General features: G+C 40.2%; 17 protein-coding genes, 1 tRNA gene and 1 pseudogene. 16 read left to right on the forward strand and 3 right to left on the reverse strand.

Annotated features, from left to right (window positions below; translation table 11 throughout):
* Positions 1–3: 3 nt before the first annotated feature.
* The 11 genes from leuC to I6H78_RS00225 all read left to right on the forward strand — a co-directional run bounded on the left by leuC (position 4) and on the right by I6H78_RS00225 (position 12,230).
* Entirely contained in the window at positions 4–1,386 is a 1,383-nt protein-coding gene (gene leuC / locus I6H78_RS00175; RefSeq protein ID WP_198459532.1) for a 3-isopropylmalate dehydratase large subunit, read from the forward strand.
* A gap of 9 nt (positions 1,387–1,395) precedes the next feature.
* The gene (leuD, locus tag I6H78_RS00180; RefSeq protein WP_198459533.1) at positions 1,396–1,989 is read left to right on the forward strand and encodes a 3-isopropylmalate dehydratase small subunit; all 594 of its coding nucleotides are present in this window, start codon (positions 1,396–1,398) and stop codon (positions 1,987–1,989) included.
* A 26-nt stretch (positions 1,990–2,015) separates the two neighbouring features.
* Positions 2,016–2,795, forward strand: coding sequence for an L-threonylcarbamoyladenylate synthase (locus I6H78_RS00185; protein WP_198459534.1), 780 nt, complete (start codon positions 2,016–2,018; stop codon positions 2,793–2,795).
* Positions 2,796–2,994: 199 nt separating this feature from the next.
* On the forward strand, positions 2,995–3,981 hold the full coding sequence (locus tag I6H78_RS00190) for a GMP reductase (RefSeq protein WP_198459535.1): 987 nt from the start codon (positions 2,995–2,997) through the stop codon (positions 3,979–3,981).
* A 67-nt stretch (positions 3,982–4,048) separates the two neighbouring features.
* A tRNA-Arg gene (locus I6H78_RS00195) sits at positions 4,049–4,120 on the forward strand.
* A 182-nt stretch (positions 4,121–4,302) separates the two neighbouring features.
* Positions 4,303–5,001, forward strand: a complete 699-nt coding sequence (rnc, locus tag I6H78_RS00200) for a ribonuclease III (RefSeq protein WP_000661472.1) — start codon at positions 4,303–4,305, stop codon at positions 4,999–5,001.
* The gene (smc, locus tag I6H78_RS00205) at positions 4,992–8,531 is read left to right on the forward strand and encodes a chromosome segregation protein SMC (RefSeq protein WP_198459536.1); all 3,540 of its coding nucleotides are present in this window, start codon (positions 4,992–4,994) and stop codon (positions 8,529–8,531) included. Before rnc ends, smc begins: the two co-directional genes overlap by 10 nt.
* 143 nt (positions 8,532–8,674) lie before the next feature.
* The gene (locus I6H78_RS00210) at positions 8,675–9,625 is read left to right on the forward strand and encodes a bifunctional riboflavin kinase/FAD synthetase (protein WP_198459537.1); all 951 of its coding nucleotides are present in this window, start codon (positions 8,675–8,677) and stop codon (positions 9,623–9,625) included.
* 135 nt (positions 9,626–9,760) lie between these two features.
* Positions 9,761–10,534 carry a nucleotidyltransferase domain-containing protein gene (locus I6H78_RS00215; RefSeq protein WP_198459538.1) on the forward strand — a complete coding sequence of 258 codons (774 nt, stop codon included), beginning with the start codon at positions 9,761–9,763 and terminating at the stop codon, positions 10,532–10,534.
* 8 nt (positions 10,535–10,542) lie between these two features.
* Entirely contained in the window at positions 10,543–11,601 is a 1,059-nt protein-coding gene (locus I6H78_RS00220) for a hypothetical protein (protein ID WP_198459539.1), read from the forward strand.
* A gap of 17 nt (positions 11,602–11,618) precedes the next feature.
* A complete protein-coding gene (locus tag I6H78_RS00225; RefSeq protein ID WP_198459540.1) occupies positions 11,619–12,230 on the forward strand; it encodes a tetratricopeptide repeat protein in 612 nt (203 codons plus the stop codon).
* A gap of 20 nt (positions 12,231–12,250) precedes the next feature.
* Here I6H78_RS00225 and I6H78_RS00230 read toward each other — a convergent pair whose 3' ends face one another.
* Genes I6H78_RS00230 through I6H78_RS09430 form a run of 3 tightly spaced genes read right to left on the reverse strand, consistent with a single transcriptional unit; the run spans position 12,251 to position 14,100 of the window.
* Positions 12,251–13,066, reverse strand: coding sequence for a TIGR03943 family putative permease subunit (locus tag I6H78_RS00230; protein ID WP_198459541.1), 816 nt, complete (start codon positions 13,064–13,066; stop codon positions 12,251–12,253).
* Entirely contained in the window at positions 13,063–13,968 is a 906-nt protein-coding gene (locus I6H78_RS00235; protein WP_198459542.1) for a permease, read from the reverse strand. Before I6H78_RS00235 ends, I6H78_RS00230 begins: the two co-directional genes overlap by 4 nt.
* Complete coding sequence (locus I6H78_RS09430; protein ID WP_000268699.1) at positions 13,969–14,100, reverse strand: SPJ_0845 family protein; 132 nt, start codon at positions 14,098–14,100, stop codon at positions 13,969–13,971.
* 688 nt (positions 14,101–14,788) lie between these two features.
* On the opposite strand from I6H78_RS09430, the gene I6H78_RS00240 reads away from it, so the two are divergent.
* The 5 genes and pseudogenes from I6H78_RS00240 (at position 14,789) to I6H78_RS00260 (ending at position 23,566) form a co-directional block, all read left to right on the forward strand.
* Complete coding sequence (locus I6H78_RS00240; RefSeq protein WP_000806988.1) at positions 14,789–16,780, forward strand: DNA methyltransferase; 1,992 nt, start codon at positions 14,789–14,791, stop codon at positions 16,778–16,780.
* A 3-nt stretch (positions 16,781–16,783) separates the two neighbouring features.
* On the forward strand, positions 16,784–19,417 hold the full coding sequence (locus tag I6H78_RS00245) for a DEAD/DEAH box helicase family protein (RefSeq protein WP_198459543.1): 2,634 nt from the start codon (positions 16,784–16,786) through the stop codon (positions 19,415–19,417).
* A 27-nt stretch (positions 19,418–19,444) separates the two neighbouring features.
* Positions 19,445–20,913: pseudogene (locus tag I6H78_RS00250) on the forward strand (AAA family ATPase).
* 93 nt (positions 20,914–21,006) lie between these two features.
* Positions 21,007–23,136, forward strand: a complete 2,130-nt coding sequence (locus I6H78_RS00255; protein WP_198459544.1) for a Tex family protein — start codon at positions 21,007–21,009, stop codon at positions 23,134–23,136.
* The gene (locus tag I6H78_RS00260; protein ID WP_198459545.1) at positions 23,123–23,566 is read left to right on the forward strand and encodes a SprT family protein; all 444 of its coding nucleotides are present in this window, start codon (positions 23,123–23,125) and stop codon (positions 23,564–23,566) included. Before I6H78_RS00255 ends, I6H78_RS00260 begins: the two co-directional genes overlap by 14 nt.
* Positions 23,567–23,603 lie beyond the last annotated feature (37 nt).

Genomic DNA, 23,603 nt, shown 5'->3' on the forward strand with positions numbered 1-23,603 from the left:
TGGATGGCAGGAAAATCAATTTTTGATAAATTATGGGACCACCATGTCATCACAGGAGAAGAAGGGCAGCCCCAACTCATGTACGTGGATCAGCACTATATTCATGAAGTGACTAGTCCCCAAGCTTTTCAAGGATTACGAGATGCAGGTCGCAGATTGAGACGGCCAGACTTGACATTTGGAACTTTCGATCATAATGTTCCGACCGTCAATATCTACGATATTCGAGATGTGATTTCTAAGGCTCAAATTGATAAGCTTGCTGAAAATGTTGAGGAGTTTGGGATTGAACATGCGGCCCACGGTTCTGAAAAGCAGGGGATTGTTCACATGGTTGGACCAGAAACAGGGCGGACCCAACCAGGAAAATTCATCGTCTGTGGAGATAGCCACACAGCTACTCACGGAGCTTTCGGAGCTATCGCATTTGGGATTGGGACCAGTGAGGTCGAGCATGTTTTTGCTACCCAGACCCTCTGGCAGGTTAAACCCAAGAAAATGCTGGTAGAATTCACTGGTGTTCCTCAAAAAGGAGTTTATTCTAAGGATTACATTTTAGCCTTGATTGCCAAGTACGGCGTTGCTTGTGGTGTAGGCTATGTGGTGGAATATCGTGGGCAAGCGATTGATGCTCTGACCATGGAAGAGCGAATGACCATCTGCAATATGTCCATCGAGTTTGGCTCTAAGATGGGAATCATGAACCCAGATCAAACCACCTATGACTATCTCAAGGGACGGGAATGTGTTCCAGAGGATTTCGAGGAGGCAGTTGCCGACTGGAAGACCCTTGTCAGTGATAGTGATGCTATTTATGATAAGGTTATCCAGATGGATGTCTCAGACTTGGCTCCCATGGTGACTTGGGGCACCAATCCTGCAATGGGCGTTGACTTTGACAGTAGTTTTCCAGAAATTAAGGATATGAATGATGAACGAGCTTATCATTACATGGACTTGGAGCCTGGTCAAAAGCCAGCGGATATTGAACTAGGTTATATCTTTATCGGGTCTTGTACCAATGCTCGTCTCAGTGACTTGCAACTGGCTGCGCGATTTGTCAAAGGAAAGAAAATAGCACCCAACTTAACAGCAATAGTAGTACCAGGTTCTCGTCCTGTCAAACGAGCGGCTGAGAAGTTGGGCTTGGACAAAGTCTTTCTAGATGCTGGTTTTGAGTGGAGAGACCCAGGTTGCTCCATGTGTCTAGGGATGAATCCCGACAAGGTACCTGATGGAGTTCACTGTGCTTCAACCAGTAACCGCAACTTTGAAGATAGACAGGGATTTGGCGCTAAGACCCATCTTTGCAGTCCAGCCATGGCAGCTGCGGCAGCTATCGCAGGTCGATTCGTAGATGTTCGGCAAATGCCAGAAGCCCAGTAAGGAGAGGATATGGAGAAATTTACAGTTTATACGGGAACGACCGTTCCTCTCATGAATGATAATATCGACACCGACCAAATCCTTCCCAAGCAGTTTCTCAAGTTAATTGATAAAAAAGGCTTTGGTAAGTACCTCATGTATGCTTGGCGTTATCTGGACGATAACTATACTGAGGACCCAGACTTTGTCTTTAACAGACCTGAATATCGAAAAGCTAGCATTCTCATCTCAGGGGATAACTTCGGGGCAGGGTCTTCCAGAGAACACGCAGCTTGGGCTCTAGCCGACTATGGTTTTAAGGTCGTGATTGCAGGATCTTTCGGGGACATTCATTACAATAATGAACTCAATAATGGCATGTTGCCTATTGTTCAGCCTAAGGAGGTTAGAGAAAAGCTAGCCCAACTAAAACCGACCGACCAGGTAACTGTAGACTTGGAAAAACAAAAAATCATCTCACCAGTTGGAGAATTCACTTTCGAAATCGATAGCGAATGGAAACACAAGCTCTTAAATGGTTTGGATGATATCGGTATTACTTTGCAGTATGAAGATTTGATTGCTGCCTATGAAAAACAACGACCGGCCTACTGGCAGGATTAGAAAAATAGAAAAGGAAATATAGAACTATGACAAAACACATTCAATGGAACGGAACACTTTCTCAAGAAGGCTATGACATTTTAAAAGGTGAGGGCGGATGTATCGTTTGCCCCACAAAAGTTGGTTACATTATCATGACGAGCGATAAGGCAGGTCTTGAACGCAAATTTGAAGCTAAAGAACGTAACCGTAACAAACCAGGTGTTGTACTTTGTGGTAGCATGGATGAGCTTCGTGCTTTAGCACAACTTAATCCAGAAATTGAAGCCTTCTACCAAAAACATTGGGATGAAGACATCCTACTTGGTTGTATCCTTCCATGGAAACCAGAAGCTTTTGAAAAACTCGAAGCATACGGTGATGGCCGTGAAGAACTCATGACTGACGTTCGTGGTACTAGCTGTTTTGTCATCAAATTTGGTAAAGCTGGTGAACAGTTGGCTGCTAAACTTTGGGAAGAAGGTAAAATGGTCTATGCCTCATCAGCCAACCCATCTGGAAAAGGAAATCGTGGTAAGGTGGAAGGTATCGGAGAACGTATCGAAGGAGCAGTGGACCTTGTCATCGAAGCAGACGACTATGTGGCATCTATCCAACCTGACAAAACGATTGAAACGCGCTACGAGCAAGGTGTGATGGTGTCTATGGTTGATAAAGACGGCAAACTAATCCCAGAACAAGGAAGAGCACGTTCAACTTCACCAGCGCCAGTTGTGATCCGTAAAGGACTTGACATTGATAAAATCATGATGCACTTGTCAGATACCTTTAACTCATGGGACTACCGTCAAGGTGAGTATTACTAAGATTGGAGAAGAGGAGAGATTAGATTCCCTCCTCTTTCTCTCTCTATTTTACAAGAAAAAAACCGAACATTATTGTTTTATAATTGAAATTATTTGACAAAAACTGTACTTTGGTTTATAATTAATTAAGGAAACGTCGGAAAAGGCGTAGGGATGCGCAAGCATAGGTAGGTCATTACAAAAGAAACGAGACATCGATATGTTAAATGAATTTCCAATTTTTGATTACGAAGATATTCAGCTGATCCCTAATAAATGTGTCATTAAAAGCCGTGCAGAAGCAGACACGAGTGTCACACTTGGAAATCACACTTTCAAACTACCCGTTGTACCTGCAAATATGCAGACGATTTTGGATGAGAACGTAGCAGAGCAGCTTGCTAAAGGTGGTTACTTCTACATTATGCATCGTTTTGACGAGGCTGGGCGCATTCCTTTTATCAAACGCATGCATAATCAAGGGCTCATTGCTTCCATTTCTGTTGGTGTTAAGGATTACGAGTATGATTTCGTTAGCCAACTCAAGGCAGATGTTCCTGAGTATATCACGATTGATATTGCTCACGGTCATGCGGATAGCGTGATTTCTATGATTCAACACATCAAGAAAGAATTGCCAGGTACTTTTGTCATTGCTGGTAACGTTGGGACGCCAGAAGCTGTACGTGAATTGGAGAATGCTGGGGCGGATGCTACTAAGGTTGGAATCGGTCCTGGTAAGGTTTGTATCACCAAAGTCAAGACTGGTTTTGGTACAGGTGGCTGGCAATTGGCTGCCCTACGTTGGTGTGCTAAAGCTGCGCGTAAACCGATCATTGCTGATGGTGGGATTCGTACTCATGGTGATATAGCCAAGTCTATCCGTTTCGGTGCCAGCATGGTCATGATCGGTTCCCTTTTTGCAGGACACATCGAAAGCCCAGGGAAAACGATTGAAGTTGATGGCGAACAGTTCAAAGAATACTATGGTTCAGCTTCTCAATATCAAAAAGGAGCATATAAAAATGTGGAAGGTAAGCGCATCTTACTGCCTGCTAAAGGGCATTTGCAAGACACCCTTACTGAGATGGAGCAGGACTTGCAAAGTGCTATTTCCTACGCAGGTGGACGCAAGGTTGCGGACCTCAAACACGTTGATTATGTTATCGTGAAAAACTCTATCTGGAATGGGGATGCATCCCACTAATGGACGCTTAGTCCACCCATAAAAAACTTGTTATTAGAGCAAATTTCTGTTATAATAAGACAAGTTTCCACCCTTAGTGTAATGGATATCACGTAAGATTCCGGTTCTTGAGATGGGGGTTCGATTCCCTCAGGGTGGATGTAAATAGCCTATGAAAGCCTTAAATAAGGCTTTTTTCTTTATCTCGCCCCAAGTTTCCCCTAAAAATGAAAAGTTTGTTCTAAAAAATGTTCAAATCCCCTTCACTCCCGTTTTAAAGTGACTCAGGGGGCTTTTTTTGATATAATAAGAAGGACTGTGATCAGTTAGAAAGAGGTTGGTATGAAAGAATTACAAACTGTACTAAAGAAGCGTTTTGCAATCGAATTTGCAGACAAAAACTTACTAGAAACGGCCTTTACTCATACGAGTTATGCCAATGAGCACCGCCTCTTAAAAATTTCACACAATGAGCGCTTGGAATTTTTAGGAGACGCTGTTCTGCAATTATTGATTTCAGAATATCTGTATAAAAAATATCCTAAGAAACCAGAGGGAGATTTGTCTAAACTCCGTGCTATGATTGTCCGTGAGGAGAGTTTAGCTGGTTTTGCGCGTGATTGCCAGTTTGATCAGTTTATCAAGCTAGGAAAAGGGGAAGAAAAGTCTGGTGGGCGCAATCGTGACACCATTCTTGGGGATGCCTTTGAAGCCTTTTTGGGAGCATTGCTTTTGGACAAGGATGTTGCTAGAGTAAAAGAGTTCATCTATCAGGTCATGATTCCCAAGGTTGAAGCAGGTGACTTTGAAATGATTAAGGATTACAAGACACACCTTCAAGAGTTACTCCAGGTCAATGGCGATGTGGATATTCGCTACCAAGTGACCTCTGAAACGGGACCTGCTCATGATAAGGTTTTTGATGTAGAAGTTCTGGTTGAAGGCAAGAGTATCGGAAAAGGCCAAGGCCGTTCTAAAAAATTGGCAGAACAAGAGGCCGCCAAAAATGCAGTTGAGAAAGGGCTGGATTCATGTATTTAAAGGAGATTGAGATTCAGGGATTCAAGTCCTTTGCTGACAAGACCAAGGTTGTTTTTGATCAAGGTGTGACAGCTGTCGTTGGGCCCAATGGATCTGGAAAGTCAAATATCACAGAAAGTCTGCGATGGGCCTTGGGAGAGTCCAGTATTAAGAGCCTTCGTGGTGGTAAGATGCCCGATGTCATTTTTGCTGGAACTGAAAGCCGCAAACCACTCAATTATGCTTCAGTTGTCGTGACCTTGGATAATGAAGATGGTTTTATCAAGGATGCGGGGCAAGTCATTAAGGTAGAACGTCATATCTATCGTAGTGGTGATAGCGAGTATCGAATTGATGGCAAGAAAGTCCGCTTGCGTGATGTTCACGATCTCTTTTTGGATACGGGATTGGGACGAGATTCCTTCTCCATCATCTCACAAGGGAAGGTTGAGGAGATTTTTAACTCCAAACCAGAGGAACGCCGTGCCATTTTTGAAGAAGCTGCTGGAGTTTTAAAGTACAAAACTCGTAGAAAAGAAACAGAGAGCAAACTGCAACAAACTCAGGACAACCTAGACCGTCTAGAGGATATTATCTATGAGTTGGACAATCAAATCAAGCCCCTTGCAAAACAAGCCGAGAATGCTCGTAAGTTTCTAGACTTGGATGGTCAACGCAAGGCTATTTACTTGGATGTTTTGGTCGCTCAGATCAAGGAAAACAAGGCTGAACTAGAGCTGACGGAAGAAGAACTAACTCAGGTTCAGGAACTTTTGACTAGTTATTATCAAAAGCGTGAAGAGTTAGAAGAAGAAAATCAAAGTCTTAAAAAGAAACGCCAAGATCTCCAAGCTCAAATGTCCAAAGACCAAGGAAGTTTGATGGATCTGACGAATCTGATAAGTGATTTAGAACGAAAATTAGCCCTATCAAAACTGGAGTCCGAGCAAGTAGCCCTCAATCAACAAGAAGCACAAGCCCGTTTGACTGCTTTGGAAGATAAGAGAAAGACTCTAAGTACAGAGAAGGCTGAAAAAGAAGCGAACTTGGCACAGTTAGAGGAAAGTCTAGCTGAAAATAACAAGGAACTCAATCGTTTAGAAGCAGAATTGCTAGCTTTTTCAGATAATCCTGACCAGATGATTGAGCTCTTGCGCGAACGCTTTGTCTCTCTTTTACAAGAAGAAGCGGATGTCTCAAACCAACTGACCCGCATCGAGAATGAACTGGAGAACAGCCGTCAACTATCTCAAAAACAAGCAGATCAACTTGAGAAATTGAAAGAACAACTGGCTACAGCTAAAGAGAAAGCAAGTCAGCAAAAAACTGAGCTTGAAACTGCCAAGGAGCAGGTTCAGAAATTATTGGCTGACTACCAAGCTAGTGCCAAGGAGCAAGAGGAGCAGAAAGTTTCTTACCAAGCTCAGCAGAGCCAACTCTTTGACCGTCTGGATAGTCTCAAAAACAAGCAGGCTAGGGCCCAGAGTTTAGAGAATATTCTTAGAAATCATAGTAACTTTTACGCAGGTGTTAAGAGTGTTCTCCAAGAAAAAGACCGCCTAGGTGGGATTATTGGTGCAGTCAGTGAGCATTTGACTTTTGATGTTCATTATCAAACTGCCCTAGAAATTGCGCTTGGAGCAAGTAGTCAGCACATCATCGTAGAAGATGAGAACGCGGCGACTAAGGCTATTGATTTCCTTAAGCGCAACAGAGCCGGTCGTGCAACATTTCTTCCGTTGACGACTATCAAGGCTCGTGCGATTTCTAGTCAGAATCAAGATGCTATCGCAGCAAGTCCAGGCTTCCTTGGCATGGCAGATGAGTTGGTGTCGTTTGACAAGAGACTAGAAGCTATTTTCAAAAACTTGTTAGCAACGACAGCAATTTTTGATACTGTAGAACATGCGCGTGCAGCCGCTCGTCAAGTTCGTTACCAGGTTCGTATGGTGACACTGGATGGGACAGAGTTGCGTACTGGTGGTTCCTACGCGGGTGGTGCCAATCGCCAGAATAACAGTATCTTCATCAAGCCAGAGCTGGAGCAATTACAAAAAGAAATTGCTGAAGAAGAAGCTGACTTGCGGTCAGAAGAAGCGACTTTGAAGACCTTGCAAGATGAGATGGTAGTATTAACAGAAAGATTAGAAGCTATCAAATCTCAAGGTGAGCAAGCTCGTATTCAGGAGCAAGGCTTGTACCTTGCTTATCAACAAACCAATCAGCAGGTCGAAGAACTGGAAACGCTTTGGAAACTTCAAGAAGAGGAATTAAATCGCCTATCTGAAGGAGATTGGCAAGCGGACAAGGAAAAATGCCAAGAGCGCCTTGCTACTATCACCAGTGAAAAGCAAAATCTGGAAGCTGAGATTGAAGAGATTAAGTCTAACAAAAACGCTATTCAAGAACGTTATCAAAACTTGCAGGAACAGATTTCTCAAGCGCGCTTGCTTAAGTCAGAACTGCAAGGACAAAAACGGTACGAAGTGACTGATATAGAACGCTTAGGTAAGGAACTGGATAATCTGGATATCGAGCAAGAGGAAATCCAGCGCCTCCTCCAAGAAAAGGTTGATAATCTTGAGAAAGTGGATACGGATTTGCTAAGTCAGCAGGAGGAAGAGGCCAAAACTCAGAAAACAAACCTCCAACAAGGTCTGATTCGCAAGCAGTTTGAGTTGGATGATATTGAAGGTCAGCTAGATGATATTGCCAGTCATTTGGACCAGGCTCGCCAGCAGAATGAAGAGTGGATTCGCAAGCAAACACGTGCTGAAGCTAAGAAGGAAAAGGTCAGCGAACGCTTGCGCCATCTACAAGGTCAGTTAACAGACCAGTACCAGATCAGCTATAATGAGGCGCTAGAAAAGGCTCATAAACTGGAAAATCTCACTCTGGCGGAGCAAGAGGTTAAGGATTTAGAGAAGGCTATTCGCTCGCTGGGTCCTGTCAACTTGGATGCTATTGACCAGTACGAAGAAGTTCACAACCGTCTGGACTTCCTCAATAGCCAACGAGATGATATTTTGTCTGCGAAAAATCTACTCCTTGAGACCATCGCAGAGATGAATGATGAGGTTAAGGAACGCTTCAAATCAACCTTTGAGGCTATTCGTGAGTCCTTTAAAGTGACCTTTAGACAGATGTTTGGCGGTGGTCAGGCAGACTTGATATTGACTGAGGGCGATCTTTTAACAGCTGGTGTGGAGATTTCTGTCCAACCACCAGGTAAGAAAATCCAATCTCTCAACCTCATGAGTGGTGGTGAAAAAGCCCTATCTGCTCTGGCTCTGCTCTTCTCAATCATCCGAGTTAAGACCATTCCTTTCGTTATCTTGGACGAGGTAGAGGCTGCGCTGGACGAAGCCAATGTTAAACGTTTTGGGGATTACCTCAACCGCTTTGACAAGGATAGTCAGTTTATCGTCGTAACCCACCGCAAGGGGACGATGGCGGCAGCGGACTCTATCTACGGAGTTACCATGCAAGAATCAGGTGTGTCTAAGATTGTTTCGGTTAAGTTAAAAGATTTAGAAGAAACAATAGACTAGTTACCAAACGATAGCATCTCTTAGGAGGTGCTATTTTTAAAAACTAAAGTGCTAAATTTTCTCTTACGGTCAGTTCAGGCGCAAAAAATGACATTTGGGATTTCCTCTTAGCGAAAAGAGTTGCTCTATGATATAATAGTTTCATGATTACAACAGTACCTATTAAGAACGAAAAAGATATTGCAGTACCAGGTAATACAGTCCTTGTACTAGGTTATTTTGATGGCATCCACAAGGGGCATCAGAAACTTTTTGAAGTGGCCAGTAAGGCTTCTATGAAGGATTATCTGCCAGTTGTCGTGATGACCTTTACAGAGTCGCCAAAACTTGCCTTGCAACCTTACCAACCTGAGCTTATGCTCCATATCGTCAATCACGAAGAACGGGAGCACAAGATGAAGTGGCATGGGGTAGAGGCTCTATTCTTACTTGACTTCAGTAGCAAATTTGCTAGTTTAACGGGTCAAGAATTCTTTGATACCTATGTTCGAGCTTTAAAACCAGCTATTATTGTAGCAGGATTTGACTATACCTTTGGATCTGATAAGAAAACTGCAGATGAACTGAAGGACTATTTTGATGGAGAGATCATCATTGTTCCTCCGGTCGAGGACGAAAAGGGAAAGATTAGTTCTACACGGATTCGTCAGGCAATTCTTGATGGAGATGTAAAGGAAGTCAATCATCTGCTCGGCACTCCACTCCCATCTCGTGGAATGGTCGTTCATGGAAATGCTCGTGGGCGTACTATCGGTTATCCAACAGCCAATCTGGTCCTAAGAGACCGAACTTACATGCCAGCAGACGGTGTTTATGTAGTTGATATCGAAGTGCAACGTCAGAGATATCGTGGAATGGCAAGTGTTGGAAAAAATGTTACCTTTGATGGAGAAGAACCACGTTTTGAAGTTAATATTTTCGACTTTTCAGACGATATTTACGGTGAGACAGTCATGGTCTACTGGCTGGACCGTGTCCGCGATATGATCAAATTTGACTCCGTAGAGGAACTGGTTGACCAACTCCAGAAAGACGAAGAGATTGCTCGAAACTGGAAGGATGGAGATTCTGTCATTCAAGGGGCTCAGGTATAGAAAACGTCTGAATAAGCTTATAGAAGGTTTAGTTTATTTGATTGTAGTTTTGAAAGAGTGATATAATTCTTTTTAGTTCCCATAATTCCCTATTTTAGCATCTACTTATGCTCAGAATATAGACGAGGCTTTATTATGCAAACGCAAGAAGAAATGAATGTTCTGGTACCGGAAAAATTAGCAGAAATTGAGCGTGATTATGGTGTCAAAGTTTTGTGGGCTATTGAGTCTGGTAGTCGTGCTTGGGGATTTGAGTCTCCTGATAGTGACTTTGATGTGCGATTTATCTACAAACACAAGCAGGATTTTTATCTCCGTTTGAATGAACAGCGCGATGTTATCGAGCTACCAATTGACGATACTTGGGATGTGAGTGGCTGGGATTTAGACAAGACTTTAAAACTCCTTTATAAGTCAAATCCAACACTATTTGAATGGTTACAGTCACCAATTGTTTATCAACAAACGGATTTTATTGAGCGCATACGTCCACTTGCCAACCAGTATTTTTCTGAGAAAAAAATGCTCCATCATTACTTGAACACTGCAAGAACTCAAATGAATAAGTATCTTTCTGGAGACAAGGTCAAACCTAAAAAGTATTTCTATGCGCTGCGTCCTATTTTAGCCTGTCGCTGGATTGAAAAATACCATTCTGTTCCACCGATTTTGTTTGATGATTTAGTCAAAGAATTGCTTCCTGATGAGATGAAAGAGCATGTTTCAAGATTGCTAGACATTAAGATAAATGGGCCTGAAGGTATGGAAATTGATCCGATAATGCCAATTCAAGATTATATTTTAGATAATATCCAAGAACTGGATACTTACGTTCAAAGTGTTACAGAGAAAAAGAAAGACTGGAAAGCTCTCAATCAATTTTTCCTTGAAGAATTAGGGCATGACTGAGGTTGTTTATGGGGAAATGGACATGTAAATGTGGGCAAGCAATGAATGATCACCAAGCGCCCGATCCAAATGCTTATTCAGTTTATTCGGATGAGTTGTTTGAAGACATCATAAATAAAGCTGACGACCATAATAAAATTTCTTATGATGATATTTCTGAAGCATCATTTTATATGTGGAAGTGCCCTGAGTGTGGTAGTTTTATGGTTTTTGGCGAAGACGGAGAAGGTGGTCGATTTACTTTTTATGAGCGCCAAGAAGCAGAAATGGTTGAACTTGAACCTCTCTTTGATCCGGTTCAAGAGTTAAATCTTGTAGTGGTCGAGTTTCAGGAGGGAGGGAATGGTTATACTTATATCTGTGATGATCTGAATATCCATATAGGACACGCTGTTGTTGTCCCAGTGGGGAAGGAAAATACTGAAAAAACTGCTTTAGTTGTACAGAAGTATCATGCCCTACCAAAGGATATCACTTTTCCTGTTGAAAGGTTAAAACGTGTCATTCGTAGGTATTCACATTTCGACCCAATCACTTCGAAAAACGTTTGTAGAAATATAATAAAGCTGGGAAGAATTCTCGATGCTTGCTCCAAAAACGCTAACCCCAACTCTCAGCAAACATATTATAGTATCAAAACTCCTTTAGGATATTTCTGGTTAGAATTAAATGGAGTTCCGATTCCAATGAAAATCACACAGATTCAAGTCAAAGATAAAAAATACCAAGTTGATAGCTCCCTTTATATAAAACCTTCAGAGATTAACTGTAGAAGATTCTATGAACTGGAATTATGTGCAGATTTTGATATTGATGCTTCTAGATGGATCGATGTTCTCTCTGATGAAAACGTTTGGGGCAATAGCTGGGAACTAAATGGTCTTCAATTTGGTATTACTGCAGGGGAGTCTCCAGAATTTGAAGACGAAGTTGTAGCGAGAAAGTATAGTCGTGTCCCACTTTATTATGACTGGCACCCTGAATTTGAAGATTATTATGGCTTCAGTTTAGCTTGGAAAAAATACGAGTCTGATAGCGATTTGTCAATAGATTTCTATACAACGTAAGAAGCAGGAGGATATGTATGAATCAAGCATGGGATTTATTGTTTGAGGGTAAGATTAATGAGGCTAAAAAATTAGTTGAAGCTGATTTTTTATTGGAAACTTGCACAGATTTTAGTTTGTTAAATTTGATGGGGTATATTTATCTTGAAGAGCAAAAATACAACGAGTGCTTAGGTATCTATCAGCGTTACATTGACTTAGCACGAACTAAAAGTGACCCAGAACATGAACATATAGGCTATCATCAGTTAGCCATGGTTTATCGTGAAATGAATGAATTTCTAACGGCCCTTTTCTATATCGAAAAAGAGCAAAAAATCATTGAAAAAGCTTTTACAGAGGATTCTCTCAAATCTTCTATTAACAATTATGAGCAAGGTTATTTACGATTAAAGCTAGGGAAAGTAGTAGAAGCATTCATGTATATGGAACAATCCTTAAAACAAGCTTTGCAAACAGATGATTTGATTGCCCAAGCTTGTGCCTATAGAGGTTTAGGAGAGATTGGTTCGATACAAAATGCTGAAGAATCACATGAAAATTTTTTACAAGCTATCGCTCTTTTTGAAAAGGCAGGCGACCAGATTGGTGCTCAAGAGGTTAGAAACTTACTGAATAATAAAAAATAGCCTTTTCAGGCTACTTTTTATTAAAACACACGATAGACATAAGGATTTTCTGGTTTGTCTACTTTTGTGAAACTCTCAACTTCTAGTGTTGGGAGTTTTTGTTTGAGTTCTTTATGGTAGTGGAGGGTCAGGGTTCCTCTAGCGGTGATCCAGGTATTGTCAGGATACTGGCGTGAGTTCCCCTTTGTCAAGAGTCCATATACACCAGAATCGGCAATGCAGTGGATGATTCCAAAGCGAAAGAGGAACTGGCTATCTGGATGGCTAGGATCGTTATAGACAAAGCCTGTAAACTCGATTTTCTTTCCTTCAAACTCTTGAGGGTAGTCATAGAGAACTTCCATGACCTCCATATAGTTTTCATCTGTAACCTGAATGGTTGGCTGGGCGAGGTATTTGTCAGCTGTAGCCCTCATTTCCTTTTCATAAGCAGATTTGGAAAAATAGGTACTGGTATCGGGTTTGAGGTATTGACTGGATGTTCCTTCGCTTGCCTGAATGGCTGTGTTGATTCCCTCAGTAAGTGGGAAATGATATCCCTTAGCAGACACGGTTCTCGAGTCCAAACTTACTGTTGGAAAGGCAACTCCAATCAATAGAGGTAGTGACAGTAACAGGATGCTGATTCGTCTAGCTCGACGACTTTCCATATGATTGTGAGAGTTGATTTTCTTAATCCAGATGTAGAATTGGACCAGAGCCAACAGAAGAGAAAGGACCATGGAGATATAGACTAGATAGGAATAGTGGAGGTTGATGTAGTGGCTGAGCTTGCCAGATAGCTGCAGATACAGAGTTAGGCCAAAATAGCCCAGTAAAATGATAAATCGAATCATAGCATCACTCCTATCATGTAAGAATAAAGCAAGACAAGAACTGTCACGATGCACATGAATTGCCAGATGAAGCGCGCTTTGAGATAGTGCTTCATCATGAGGAGATTTTTGATATCGAGCATGGGGCCGATGACCAGAAAGGCAAGAACAGGAGCAAGACCAAAGCTCGAGAGGAGAGAAGCACCGATAAAGGCATCCGCCTCACTACAGAGGGAAAGGAGAAAGGCAAGAAACATGAGCAAGAGAATCGCAAGGACTGGACTAGCACTGATAGAGGTGAGGATCCGAGTCGGGACATAGACTTGCACGATAGCAGCAAAGAGACACCCAAATATCAAGTAACGCCCCATATCGAAAAACTCGTCAATAGCCTGTATAAAGACCTGAAAGACTTTTCTAGCGGGAGTCAAGTGTGAAAAGTCATGTTCATGACAAGCAATAGGATTCTCTTTTTGAATTGGTTCCTTCCAGAAAAATCCTAGAAAAACACCCAGAACCAAAGCAACTACAATGGCTCCCAGAGCTCGCAAGAAGGTAATTTTTAAGGAATTACCAAAGGCAGAATAAGTAGCGAAAAGAACGATAGGATTGATGATAGGAGCAGTTACCAGAAAGGGAACGGCTGAGTAGCTGGGGACTTTCTTTTCCAGAAAACGATTGATAATCGGAACGATTCCACACTCGCAGGATGGAAAAAGGAAGCCAATGAAGGTACCAAAAAAGATCCTTCCCCAACGATTGCGAGGAAGAAACTCATAAACTTTATCAGGCGTGATATAGACCTCAATCAATCCCGAAATGAGACTCCCAATCAAGATAAAAGGAAGGGCTTCAATCATGATGGAGAGAAAAATAGCCCCCGCTTGTAAGATGCTAGGAGGAAGAGATTGGAAAACAGTCATCTATTTTTTCTTCTCAACTTTTTCTTTTTTGTCATTGTCATCTGGAAAAGTGACTTGTGTTAAGTCAGGAAGTTTGGCGAATTCCTCAAACATCTTGTCCAAGTCATCGGTTTTTGTAAATTTAACAGCCATGGGCCTACCTCTTTTCTACATTCTACCTCTATTATACTATTATTTTGTGGAAAAGGGATTATTTTGATAATCAAAGAGGTAAAAACATGCCAAGTTTGACTAATTCTGTTTAACGTTATAGTCGTTCATAATTTCTTTACTAATTAATTTGTTAATACTCGAGAAGGATTACTCTGTTTGTTAAGGAAGTCCAGCTTTTTTATGTAAAATTTACAGTCTGGAAATAAATTTCCAAATTCGAATTGAAAGAGTATCTTGAGGAGAAAAATCCGATATATGGGCAGACAATGGTGTTGTAGAGTGTGGATTATTGGGGAAAGTATATTACAGGTTATATGGTTGATTGCTACCTTCAAAGATTTTACTTCATCTGAATATTCAAGCAGACAAGTGCATCTTAGGAATTTTATCGTTACTCGAATCATGAAAAATCTCAAAGTTTTTCTCATCAACTTGCTTCCATTCTAACTTAAAATTATTAAAAAGAGATAGCTTGATTCTTTCTCTAGTTTTTTGAAGAAATTGGAAGTTCGTAAGCAACAAGAAGATTGTGAGAACTGACTCAAAATATGCTATAATAGAATCAGAAAAATTTGAAAAACCCGAAGGGTACCCTTCCTTTATTATGAATATAATAAAGGAATCCTATCAGTCCTTCGCTAAATTATAACTGAAAGGTAAACTTTATATGAAACAAGAACTGGAACACCTTCTGGCACAAAATGACACCTTTATGGTGGAAGGTGTGATCAATAAGAATAAATTAGCAGTGCTTGCAAGACAATATAATCCTGAACTTCTTAATATCTTGATGAGTGATGAAAAAATCTCTAATCACTTCTTTTCTAAGCTGGAGACAGGTATTCTCGTCTTTAAGAAGGATGTCTTTTTACAGTTTCTCAACAACAAGGAGTTCTTACCAGATAGCTTTACCGCGTATAAAACTAAAATTGGGTTAGCGACAGGTGAGAAGTACCTGTCTGAAAACAATGATGTTGTATTGAATTTTCCATACAAAGATTGCATACTTGAGGGTGGACAGACTAAGGATGATGCTAAACGTCAAGAGATTTTCTTTAACGAAACGCTTGCACCAACGGAAATTAATCGTTTACTGGATGATAAGGTTTTGACCAACTTTAAACGCTATGACGAAACTGGCGAGCATAACGTGGAAGAGATAAAAGATACTGATAATCTTATCATTAAAGGGAATAATCTTATCGCTTTGCATAGTTTGAAAAAACGCTTTGCTGGAAAAGTTAAGTTGATTTATATTGATGTTCCTTACAATACAGGGAATGATAGTTTCAGATATAATGATAGTTTTAATCATTCATCGTGGTTAACTTTTATGAAAAATAGATTAATAATTTCAAAAAAGCTACTGTCAATAGATGGCTTAATATTTGTACAATGCGATGATAATGAACAAGCATACTTAAAAGTTATGATGGATGAGATTTTTGGTAGTGAAAATTTTATAAATTGTATTGCTGTAAAAATGAGTGAAGCAAGTGGTGTAAAAATGAATCACGCTAAATCTAGAATGCCTAAACTAAAAGAATATATTTTATTGTACAAAAAAGAAGGTTTTAGAGAATTCAATGAAATAGATAAGTATCGAGTAGATACTTGGGATAATGAAAATAATATATTTTTGGAGAATTTTTCTATTACTGATAGGCAAAGATTAATAGATATTGAAACTCAGGATGAAAATAGTGATGAAGAAGTGTTTGAAGCTAACGAAATACTTAGAGATGTTATAAAAGTGTCTTTATCTGATAAGATAAAGGAGATGAACTTTAAAGACGAGGATGATAAAAACAATTGGTTGTTTGAAAACAGTTATAGAATCGTCAAAACTGCAGGCTCTTCTGGTTATGCTAAGATTGTTAAGTCTTTAGAAAGTATACCAGACCAACAATTGGCTTCAGCACTGTCTAAGAAAAAAACAATTTTTTATTATATTACAGAATTTAACCGAGAAACGAAGCAACCACGGCTACAAGTTATTTTTGCAGATTCGAATATTTTCAAAAATCCATGCGATTTTTGGCAAGATATAAAAACAACAGGAGCGATAGCAAACGAAGGAGGAGTTCAATTACCTAATGGCAAAAAGCCTGAAAAACTTCTTCAGCGAATAATAAAAATGTCAACAAAGGAATCAGATGTAGTTCTCGACTATCATTTGGGGAGTGGAACAACAGCTGCAGTTGCTCACAAGATGAACCGTCAGTATATTGGTATTGAGCAGATGGATTATATTGAAGAACTAGTTGTTAATCGTCTCAAAAATGTAATTAATGGTGAGCAAACGGGAATCTCAAAAGATGTCAATTGGACTGGTGGTGGAAGTTTTGTCTATGCTGAATTGAAAAACGATGCTCAAGACTTCAAAAATGCCATTATCCAAGCGATAACGACAGAAGAATTATTAGAACTGTTTGAGCTTGCGAAAAAATCTTCCTTCTTATCTTATCGCATTGACCCTAAAAAACTGAAAGCAAATGAATTCGAAAAGCTTTCCTTAGCAGAACAAAAGCAAATTATGTTTGAGATTATTGATAATAACAATCTTTACGTGAATTACTCGGATATTGACGATATTGATTACGGGATTTCCGCTCAAGATAAAAAGCTCAATCATGCTTTCTACGGAAAGGAACAGTAAGCTATGACTTTCATTTACGAAACTTATGATACGGTCAGTCGGTCAGGCTTCAAAAACTTTCGAGTAGATTTGCCAGATTACATTACTAAAAACCTGAAACACTCTTTGCGTCTTTATCAAGAGGAAGCGATTGGACGCTATTTATACTATAAATCAGATGAAAATCGTGCGATTCCAGAGCAAGTCCTCTACAATATGGCGACTGGTTCTGGGAAGACGCTTTTGATGGCGGCGGTTATCTTGGAAAAGTACCAGCAAGGCGAGCGAAACTTCATCTTCTTTGTCAATAACGACAATATTCTTACCAAAACCAAGGATAATTTCTTGGAGAGCTCTTCTGGTAAGTACCTTTTTGCGGACAAGATTGTCATGGACGGGCAAATCGTGACAGTTCGTGAAGTGATGGATTTTTCAGATAGTCGCGAAGATAGTATCAATATCGTTTTCACCACCATCCAAAAACTCCACCAAGACCTGAATACGCCACGAGAAAATCGTCTGTCTTATGAGCAGTTCAAGGATATTTCTGTTGTCATGTTGGCGGATGAAGCCCATCACTTGAATGCTGGATTGGATACAAACGAGAAAAAAGACAACACTAGCTGGACGTCTACCATTGAAGCTATCCAGAACACCGCTAAAAAATCCAGTATTTTTGAGTTTACGGCAACGATTGACCTAACAAATCCAACCTTAGCTCAAAAGTACGAAAAATCCTTACTTTTCAAATATGATTTGAAGGAATTTCGACTGGATAAATATTCAAAAGATGTTCTCTTTCATCTGGTGGATGGCGAAATCAATAATCGTATGTTGCAGGCTATTATCATCAGCCAATATCGCAAGAAAATAGCGCTAAAAAATGGCATCAATCTGAAACCTTTGGTTATGTTCAAATCGCAGAAGATTGCTGAGAGCCAAGAAAACTTAGATGCTTTTTTAAGCTTGCTCGAAAATCTTACTCCAGCAGATATTCAAGCGCAACGTGAGCTTGTTTCAGAAATGGATGAAAAATCCAGTATCTTAAAAAAAGTGTTTGCTTACTTAGAGACAGTTGGCATTTCTGATGCTGACTTGATTGCAGAGCTTCAGGAAGATTTTCGAAAAGAACGTCTGCTATTAGTGGACGGGAAAAACAAGAACAAAGACAGCCTCACTCTCCTCAATACCTTGGAACAACCAACAAATGAAATCCGTGCGATCTTTGCCGTGGATATGCTTAATGAAGGCTGGGACGTTCTCAATCTTTTCGATATCGTCCGTCTTTATGACACCCGTGATGGTAAGACTACAAAAAACGGATTTGTCGCTGGGAAAACCACCAATACCGAGAAGCAGTTGATTGGCCGTGGTGCTCGTTATTATCCTTTTGTGATTGGAGATAATTTTGATGAAAAATACACTCGAAAGTTTGATGAGAATGAAAACAACGAACTTCGAGTGATTGAACAACTTCATTATCATTCTGCGAACAACCCTCGCTATATTTCAGAACTCAAGCAAGTCTTGCGCGAATCTGGGATTTATGATGACCAAAATCTGGAAGAACGTGAGCTCAAACTTAAGGAGTCTTTCAAGAAAACTCGAACCTACACAGATGGCGTCGTTTGGATGAATAAACGCCTCTCTTATGAGCAGCTACTTGAACAACGTCAAGGAAGTCTATTTGATACGAATTTCATCCCCAAATCTTTCGAAGTCAAACTCCCAACCCACGGTGTGCGAGATATTGAGGCATTTGATGATGGAAATTATGTTTCGGAATCATTAGAGGCGATTACCTTCAAATTCGGCAAAGTTATCAGCAACAATATTGTCAGAACGGCTATCAATCGCAATAAAAAGTTCTCGTTCGATAATCTACAGAGAGCCTTTGTAGGATTGTCAAATGTTGTTGGATTTATCGATATGCTTTCAGATATTGATATGCGAGTGGAGTCTCAGTGCAAACTAGTGGAGGATTTAACTCCAGACGATAAACTATACATCACGGAAAAACTTCTCCATCACATTGAAAAAGATTTAATTGCGACCGAAGAGCGATACTTTGGTTCTGAAAAATTTGAACAGTATAAGATCAAAGACTTGTTCGCAGATACTATCCTGCGTAAATACACCATTCAATCTGGTAGTGATAAAGAAATGGGACTATCGCAAAAAGATCCGAATAATAGGATTTATGTCAATTTAGATGCGCTAGATTGGTATGCTTATGATGACAATTATGGAACGAATGAAGAAAAATACTTAATTAAGGCTCTCCAAGATGTCATGGCAGAACTAGAAGAAAAATGGACAGATATATACCTTCTTAGAAATGAAAAAGCTGTGAAAATTTATAGTTTTGACAAAGGGAAACCATTTGAACCAGATTTTCTAATGTTTGCGAACGACAAGGAAATAGGTAATGTTTCATGGCAAATTTTCATTGAACCAAAAGGAAGTCAATTCTTGGATGCGGATAATACTTTCAAAAATAGTAAGGAAGGCTGGAAGCAAGAGTTTTTACATCAAATTTCTGAGCGAGACGAGGCAAGAACCTTGGTTGATGATGACCGTTATCGCATTGTCGGCTTGCCGTTCTTCAACGAGACTGTCAGTAAGAATGAGGTTAAGGAACAGCTACGAACACTTTAATACATAACGTGAGTAGGAGATAAGAAAATGTTTATTTCTAAAATTAAACTAGTAAACTTTAAGAGTTTTAAAGGAGAGCATGTTATTGAATTCTCAGAAGGTGTGAATTTTTTCGTAGGAAACAATAACTGTGGTAAGACGACAATTTTTAAGGCGATTGAATTCATTCAGAGTGGAACAAACAAGTTAGATTTTATAACTCAGGGCCTTGAGGATGAAAATATATCTGTTGAACTTGAATTCAAAGGCGCGGATCTCAGTGAAATAGTTAATGATGAAAATCTAAATCTGAATAAATACAGTGAATATGTAATCGACAATGAAGATGGTACGTATAGTCTTAGGGTTTTAAGGTCGTCTCAGGAATGTGAAGTGACACAAGGCAAAAAACCAGTACAAAAGTAAGGGTTTATAATCCGAATTCAACCGAGGAAGATGAGATAAAGAGGTTTGAAAACCCCACAGGCATTGATAAAACAATTACTGCGTTATTTGATGCTCAGTTTGTATATTCGGATATAAAGAATGAAGATTATCAAGATTTTGGTAAGACCAAAATAATAGGTAAAATAATTAATGGCATAACAGAAAATTTTCAAAAAGGAGTTACTTGGAAAAATTTTCAAAGAGCCCATAAAAAGGCTTTTGGAGATGAGAGATTGGGCAGAATTCTTGAGGGGACTGCGACTAAAATTTCCAAAGTACTAAAAGATCAATACGGAGATGGTGAAGTTAAATTTAATTTTGGATTGCCCGAAATTAATAATTTCTTTAAGACAGGTACTCTACTCCTTTCGGATAATGGTATTTCAACTTCTGTTTCAGAAAAAGGTACTGGAATGCAACGGGCATTAGCTTTAAGCTTAATTCAAGTTTATGCTGGTGTGCTTGATAATGAAGAGGAAAAATTATCTAAGCCAATTATGTTTTTTATTGATGAGCCTGAGACATTTTTACATCCTAAAGCGCAAGATAAACTTATCGACTCACTCAATAAAATTTCTGAAAAATATCAAGTTTTTATTACGACTCATTCTCCTTACCTGTTAAAAAAGTTTGACTGTAGAACTCAGCAAATCAATATTTTTTCCAAGAATGATGACGGGGTGAATTTTGTATCGGATAAGCGGGAATTAAATTTATTCGGAACTACCACACCGACAATAGGAGAAATAAACTACATTGCTTTTGGAGTAAATAGCGTGGAATTTCACAATGAACTATATGGATTTATACAAGCAAAAGCGATTGATGAGGATGAAAAGAATTACTTCGAGAAAGAATTCGACAAATGGCTTGTAGATAAAGGAGTAACTCAAGATAAAGATTATCATCGTTTATTAAAAAACGGGAATATTCAGCAAGAGCAAAAAACTCTTCCAACTTTAATTCGCAATATCATTCATCATCCAGAAAATCAAAATAACAGCTATACTACAGAAGAGCTGGAAGAATCAACAGAATTACTTTTGAATATTTTACGTGATTTAGTGTAAAATACACAGGATGTCTTGATATAGATGTCCTTTTTTGGTTTATGGAAATATTATCATTTTGGACTGCTGTTTGCTCTGTGGTATAATAGGTTTATGGATAAAAAATATGAAAAAATCTCCCAAGATTTGGGTGTAACCTTAAAGCAAATCGATACCGTTCTAAGTTTAACGGCAGAAGGGGCGACAATTCCCTTCATCGCGCGTTACCGGAAGGACATGACTGGTAGTCTGGATGAGGTGGCGATTAAGGCTATTATTGACCTGGATAAAAGTCTGACAAATCTCAACGACCGTAAAGAAGCTGTCTTGGCTAAGATTCAAGAACAAGGCAAGCTGACCAAGGAATTGGAAGAAGCTATCTTAGCTGCAGAAAAATTAGCAGACGTAGAGGAACTCTATCTTCCTTATAAGGAAAAACGTAGGACCAAGGCAACTATTGCTCGTGAAGCTGGACTCTCTCCTCTTGCTCGCTTAATTTTGCAAAACGTAAATGACTTAGAGAAAGAGGCCGAGAAGTTTGTCTGTGAAGGATTTGCGACTAGTCAAGAAGCCCTGTCTGGTGCGGTTGATATCTTGGTAGAAGCTCTATCCGAAGATGTGACTTTGCGTTCACTGACCTATCAGGAAGTGTTGAGACACTCTAAAATCACTTCGCAAGTCAAGGATGAAAGTCTCGATGAAAAACAAGTCTTTCAGATATATTACGATTTCTCAGAGACAGTTGGCAATATGCAGGGCTATCGAACTTTAGCCCTCAACCGTGGGGAAAAATTAGGTATCTTGAAAGTCAGCTTTGAACATGCGACAGACCGTATCCTAGCTTTCTTTGCTGCTCGTTTCAAGGTGAAGAATTCTTATATTGATGAAGTAGTTCAACAGTCAGTTAAGAAAAAAGTTTTGCCAGCTATCGAACGACGCATTCGGACAGAATTGACTGAGAAAGCAGAAGAAGGGGCTATCCAACTCTTTTCTGACAACCTGCGCAATCTCCTCTTGGTTGCTCCGCTGAAAGGGCGCGTGGTTCTAGGATTTGACCCTGCTTTTCGTACAGGGGCCAAGCTTGCTGTTGTAGATGCAACAGGGAAAATGCTGACGACTCAAGTCATTTATCCAGTAAAACCAGCATCAGCTCGTCAAATCGAAGAAGCCAAGAAAGATTTGTCGGACTTGATTGGTCAATACGGTGTGGAAATTATTGCTATCGGAAATGGGACGGCCAGTCGGGAAAGTGAAGCCTTTGTAGCGGAAGTTCTGAAAGATTTTCCTGAGGTCAGCTATGTTATTGTCAATGAAAGTGGCGCTTCTGTCTACTCTGCCAGCGAACTTGCTCGTCAGGAGTTTCCAGAATTAACCGTTGAAAAACGCTCTGCTATCTCTATCGCCCGTCGTTTGCAAGATCCGCTTGCCGAATTGGTCAAAATTGATCCCAAGTCAATCGGTGTCGGTCAATACCAGCACGATGTCAGTCAGAAGAAACTGTCTGAGAGTCTGGACTTTGTCGTAGATACGGTGGTTAACCAAGTCGGTGTCAATGTCAATACAGCCAGCCCAGCACTTCTCTCCCACGTAGCTGGACTCAATAAAACTATCTCTGAAAATATTGTCAAATATCGTGAGGAAGAAGGAAAAATCACTTCGCGCGCCCAAATCAAGAAAGTTCCTCGCCTGGGAGCTAAGGCTTTTGAGCAAGCAGCTGGTTTCCTCCGTATTCCTGAAAGTAGCAATATCCTTGATAATACAGGAGTTCACCCCGAAAACTATGCTGCCGTCAAAGAGCTTTTCAAACGTTTGGATATCAAGGACTTGAATGAAGAAGCACAAAATAAGCTTAAGTCCCTTTCAGTCAAGGAGATGGCGCAAGAACTAGATCTTGGCCCAGAAACCCTTAAAGATATCATTGCTGATCTTCTCAAACCAGGTCGAGATTTTCGTGACTCTTTTGATGCTCCTGTACTCCGTCAAGATGTCTTGGATATCAAGGATTTAAAAGTCGGCCAAAAGCTGGAAGGTGTGGTGCGTAATGTCGTTGATTTCGGTGCATTCGTTGATATCGGGATTCACGAGGACGGCCTCATTCATATTTCCCACATGAGTCGCAAATTTATCAAACATCCTAGTCAAGTGGTGTCTGTTGGAGATTTGGTAAAGGTTTGGGTTAAGAAAATCGATACCGAACGTGAAAAAGTCAATCTGTCGCTCCTAGCTCCAGATGAATCTAACTGAGTACGTTCAGTCTGTTTCACTCGAAGACTTTGGTAGACCTTTTATACACCAAGCCCGGTGGAATTCTCGTCTGCGAACGACAGGTGGGCGATTTTTCCCTAAGGATGGGCATTTGGATTTTAATCCCAAGGTCTATAATGAACTTGGTTTGGAGGTTTTTCGGAAAATCGTGCGCCATGAACTCTGTCACTATCACCTTTATTTTCAGAAAAAAGGATATCGACATAAGGACCGAGATTTTAAAGAACTTTTGAAAGAAGTGGATGGACTACGCTTTGTTCCCCCTTTGAAAGACCAAAGTACCTACCAAGTTTATCAGTGTCAATCTTGCCAGCAAACTTGTCAGCGCAAGCGTAGGATTGATACCATACGCTACCGATGTGGCGTATGCCGTGGCAAACTCGTCATCTTAAATCGGCCTAAGGACTGATGTTTGTGAACCCGTTTCATGCTATACTACTTGTAAG

It is taken from the genome of Streptococcus oralis (assembly GCF_016127915.1).
GTDB lineage: Bacteria > Bacillota > Bacilli > Lactobacillales > Streptococcaceae > Streptococcus > Streptococcus oralis_BO.

Excerpts from the sequence above, each read along its gene's own strand:
- leuC (WP_198459532.1), top strand. The coding sequence starts at position 4 with ATGGCAGGAAAATCAATTTTTGATAAATTATGGGACCACCATGTCATC.
- leuD (WP_198459533.1), top strand. The coding sequence starts at position 1,396 with ATGGAGAAATTTACAGTTTATACGGGAACGACCGTTCCTCTCATGAAT.
- I6H78_RS00185 (WP_198459534.1), top strand. The coding sequence starts at position 2,016 with ATGACAAAACACATTCAATGGAACGGAACACTTTCTCAAGAAGGCTAT.
- I6H78_RS00190 (WP_198459535.1), top strand. The coding sequence starts at position 2,995 with ATGTTAAATGAATTTCCAATTTTTGATTACGAAGATATTCAGCTGATC.
- rnc (WP_000661472.1), top strand. The coding sequence starts at position 4,303 with ATGAAAGAATTACAAACTGTACTAAAGAAGCGTTTTGCAATCGAATTT.
- smc (WP_198459536.1), top strand. The coding sequence starts at position 4,992 with ATGTATTTAAAGGAGATTGAGATTCAGGGATTCAAGTCCTTTGCTGAC.
- I6H78_RS00210 (WP_198459537.1), top strand. The coding sequence starts at position 8,675 with ATGATTACAACAGTACCTATTAAGAACGAAAAAGATATTGCAGTACCA.
- I6H78_RS00215 (WP_198459538.1), top strand. The coding sequence starts at position 9,761 with ATGCAAACGCAAGAAGAAATGAATGTTCTGGTACCGGAAAAATTAGCA.
- I6H78_RS00220 (WP_198459539.1), top strand. The coding sequence starts at position 10,543 with ATGGGGAAATGGACATGTAAATGTGGGCAAGCAATGAATGATCACCAA.
- I6H78_RS00225 (WP_198459540.1), top strand. The coding sequence starts at position 11,619 with ATGAATCAAGCATGGGATTTATTGTTTGAGGGTAAGATTAATGAGGCT.
- I6H78_RS00230 (WP_198459541.1), bottom strand. The coding sequence starts at position 13,066 with ATGATTCGATTTATCATTTTACTGGGCTATTTTGGCCTAACTCTGTAT.
- I6H78_RS00235 (WP_198459542.1), bottom strand. The coding sequence starts at position 13,968 with ATGACTGTTTTCCAATCTCTTCCTCCTAGCATCTTACAAGCGGGGGCT.
- I6H78_RS09430 (WP_000268699.1), bottom strand. The coding sequence starts at position 14,100 with ATGGCTGTTAAATTTACAAAAACCGATGACTTGGACAAGATGTTTGAG.
- I6H78_RS00240 (WP_000806988.1), top strand. The coding sequence starts at position 14,789 with ATGAAACAAGAACTGGAACACCTTCTGGCACAAAATGACACCTTTATG.
- I6H78_RS00245 (WP_198459543.1), top strand. The coding sequence starts at position 16,784 with ATGACTTTCATTTACGAAACTTATGATACGGTCAGTCGGTCAGGCTTC.
- I6H78_RS00255 (WP_198459544.1), top strand. The coding sequence starts at position 21,007 with ATGGATAAAAAATATGAAAAAATCTCCCAAGATTTGGGTGTAACCTTA.
- I6H78_RS00260 (WP_198459545.1), top strand. The coding sequence starts at position 23,123 with ATGAATCTAACTGAGTACGTTCAGTCTGTTTCACTCGAAGACTTTGGT.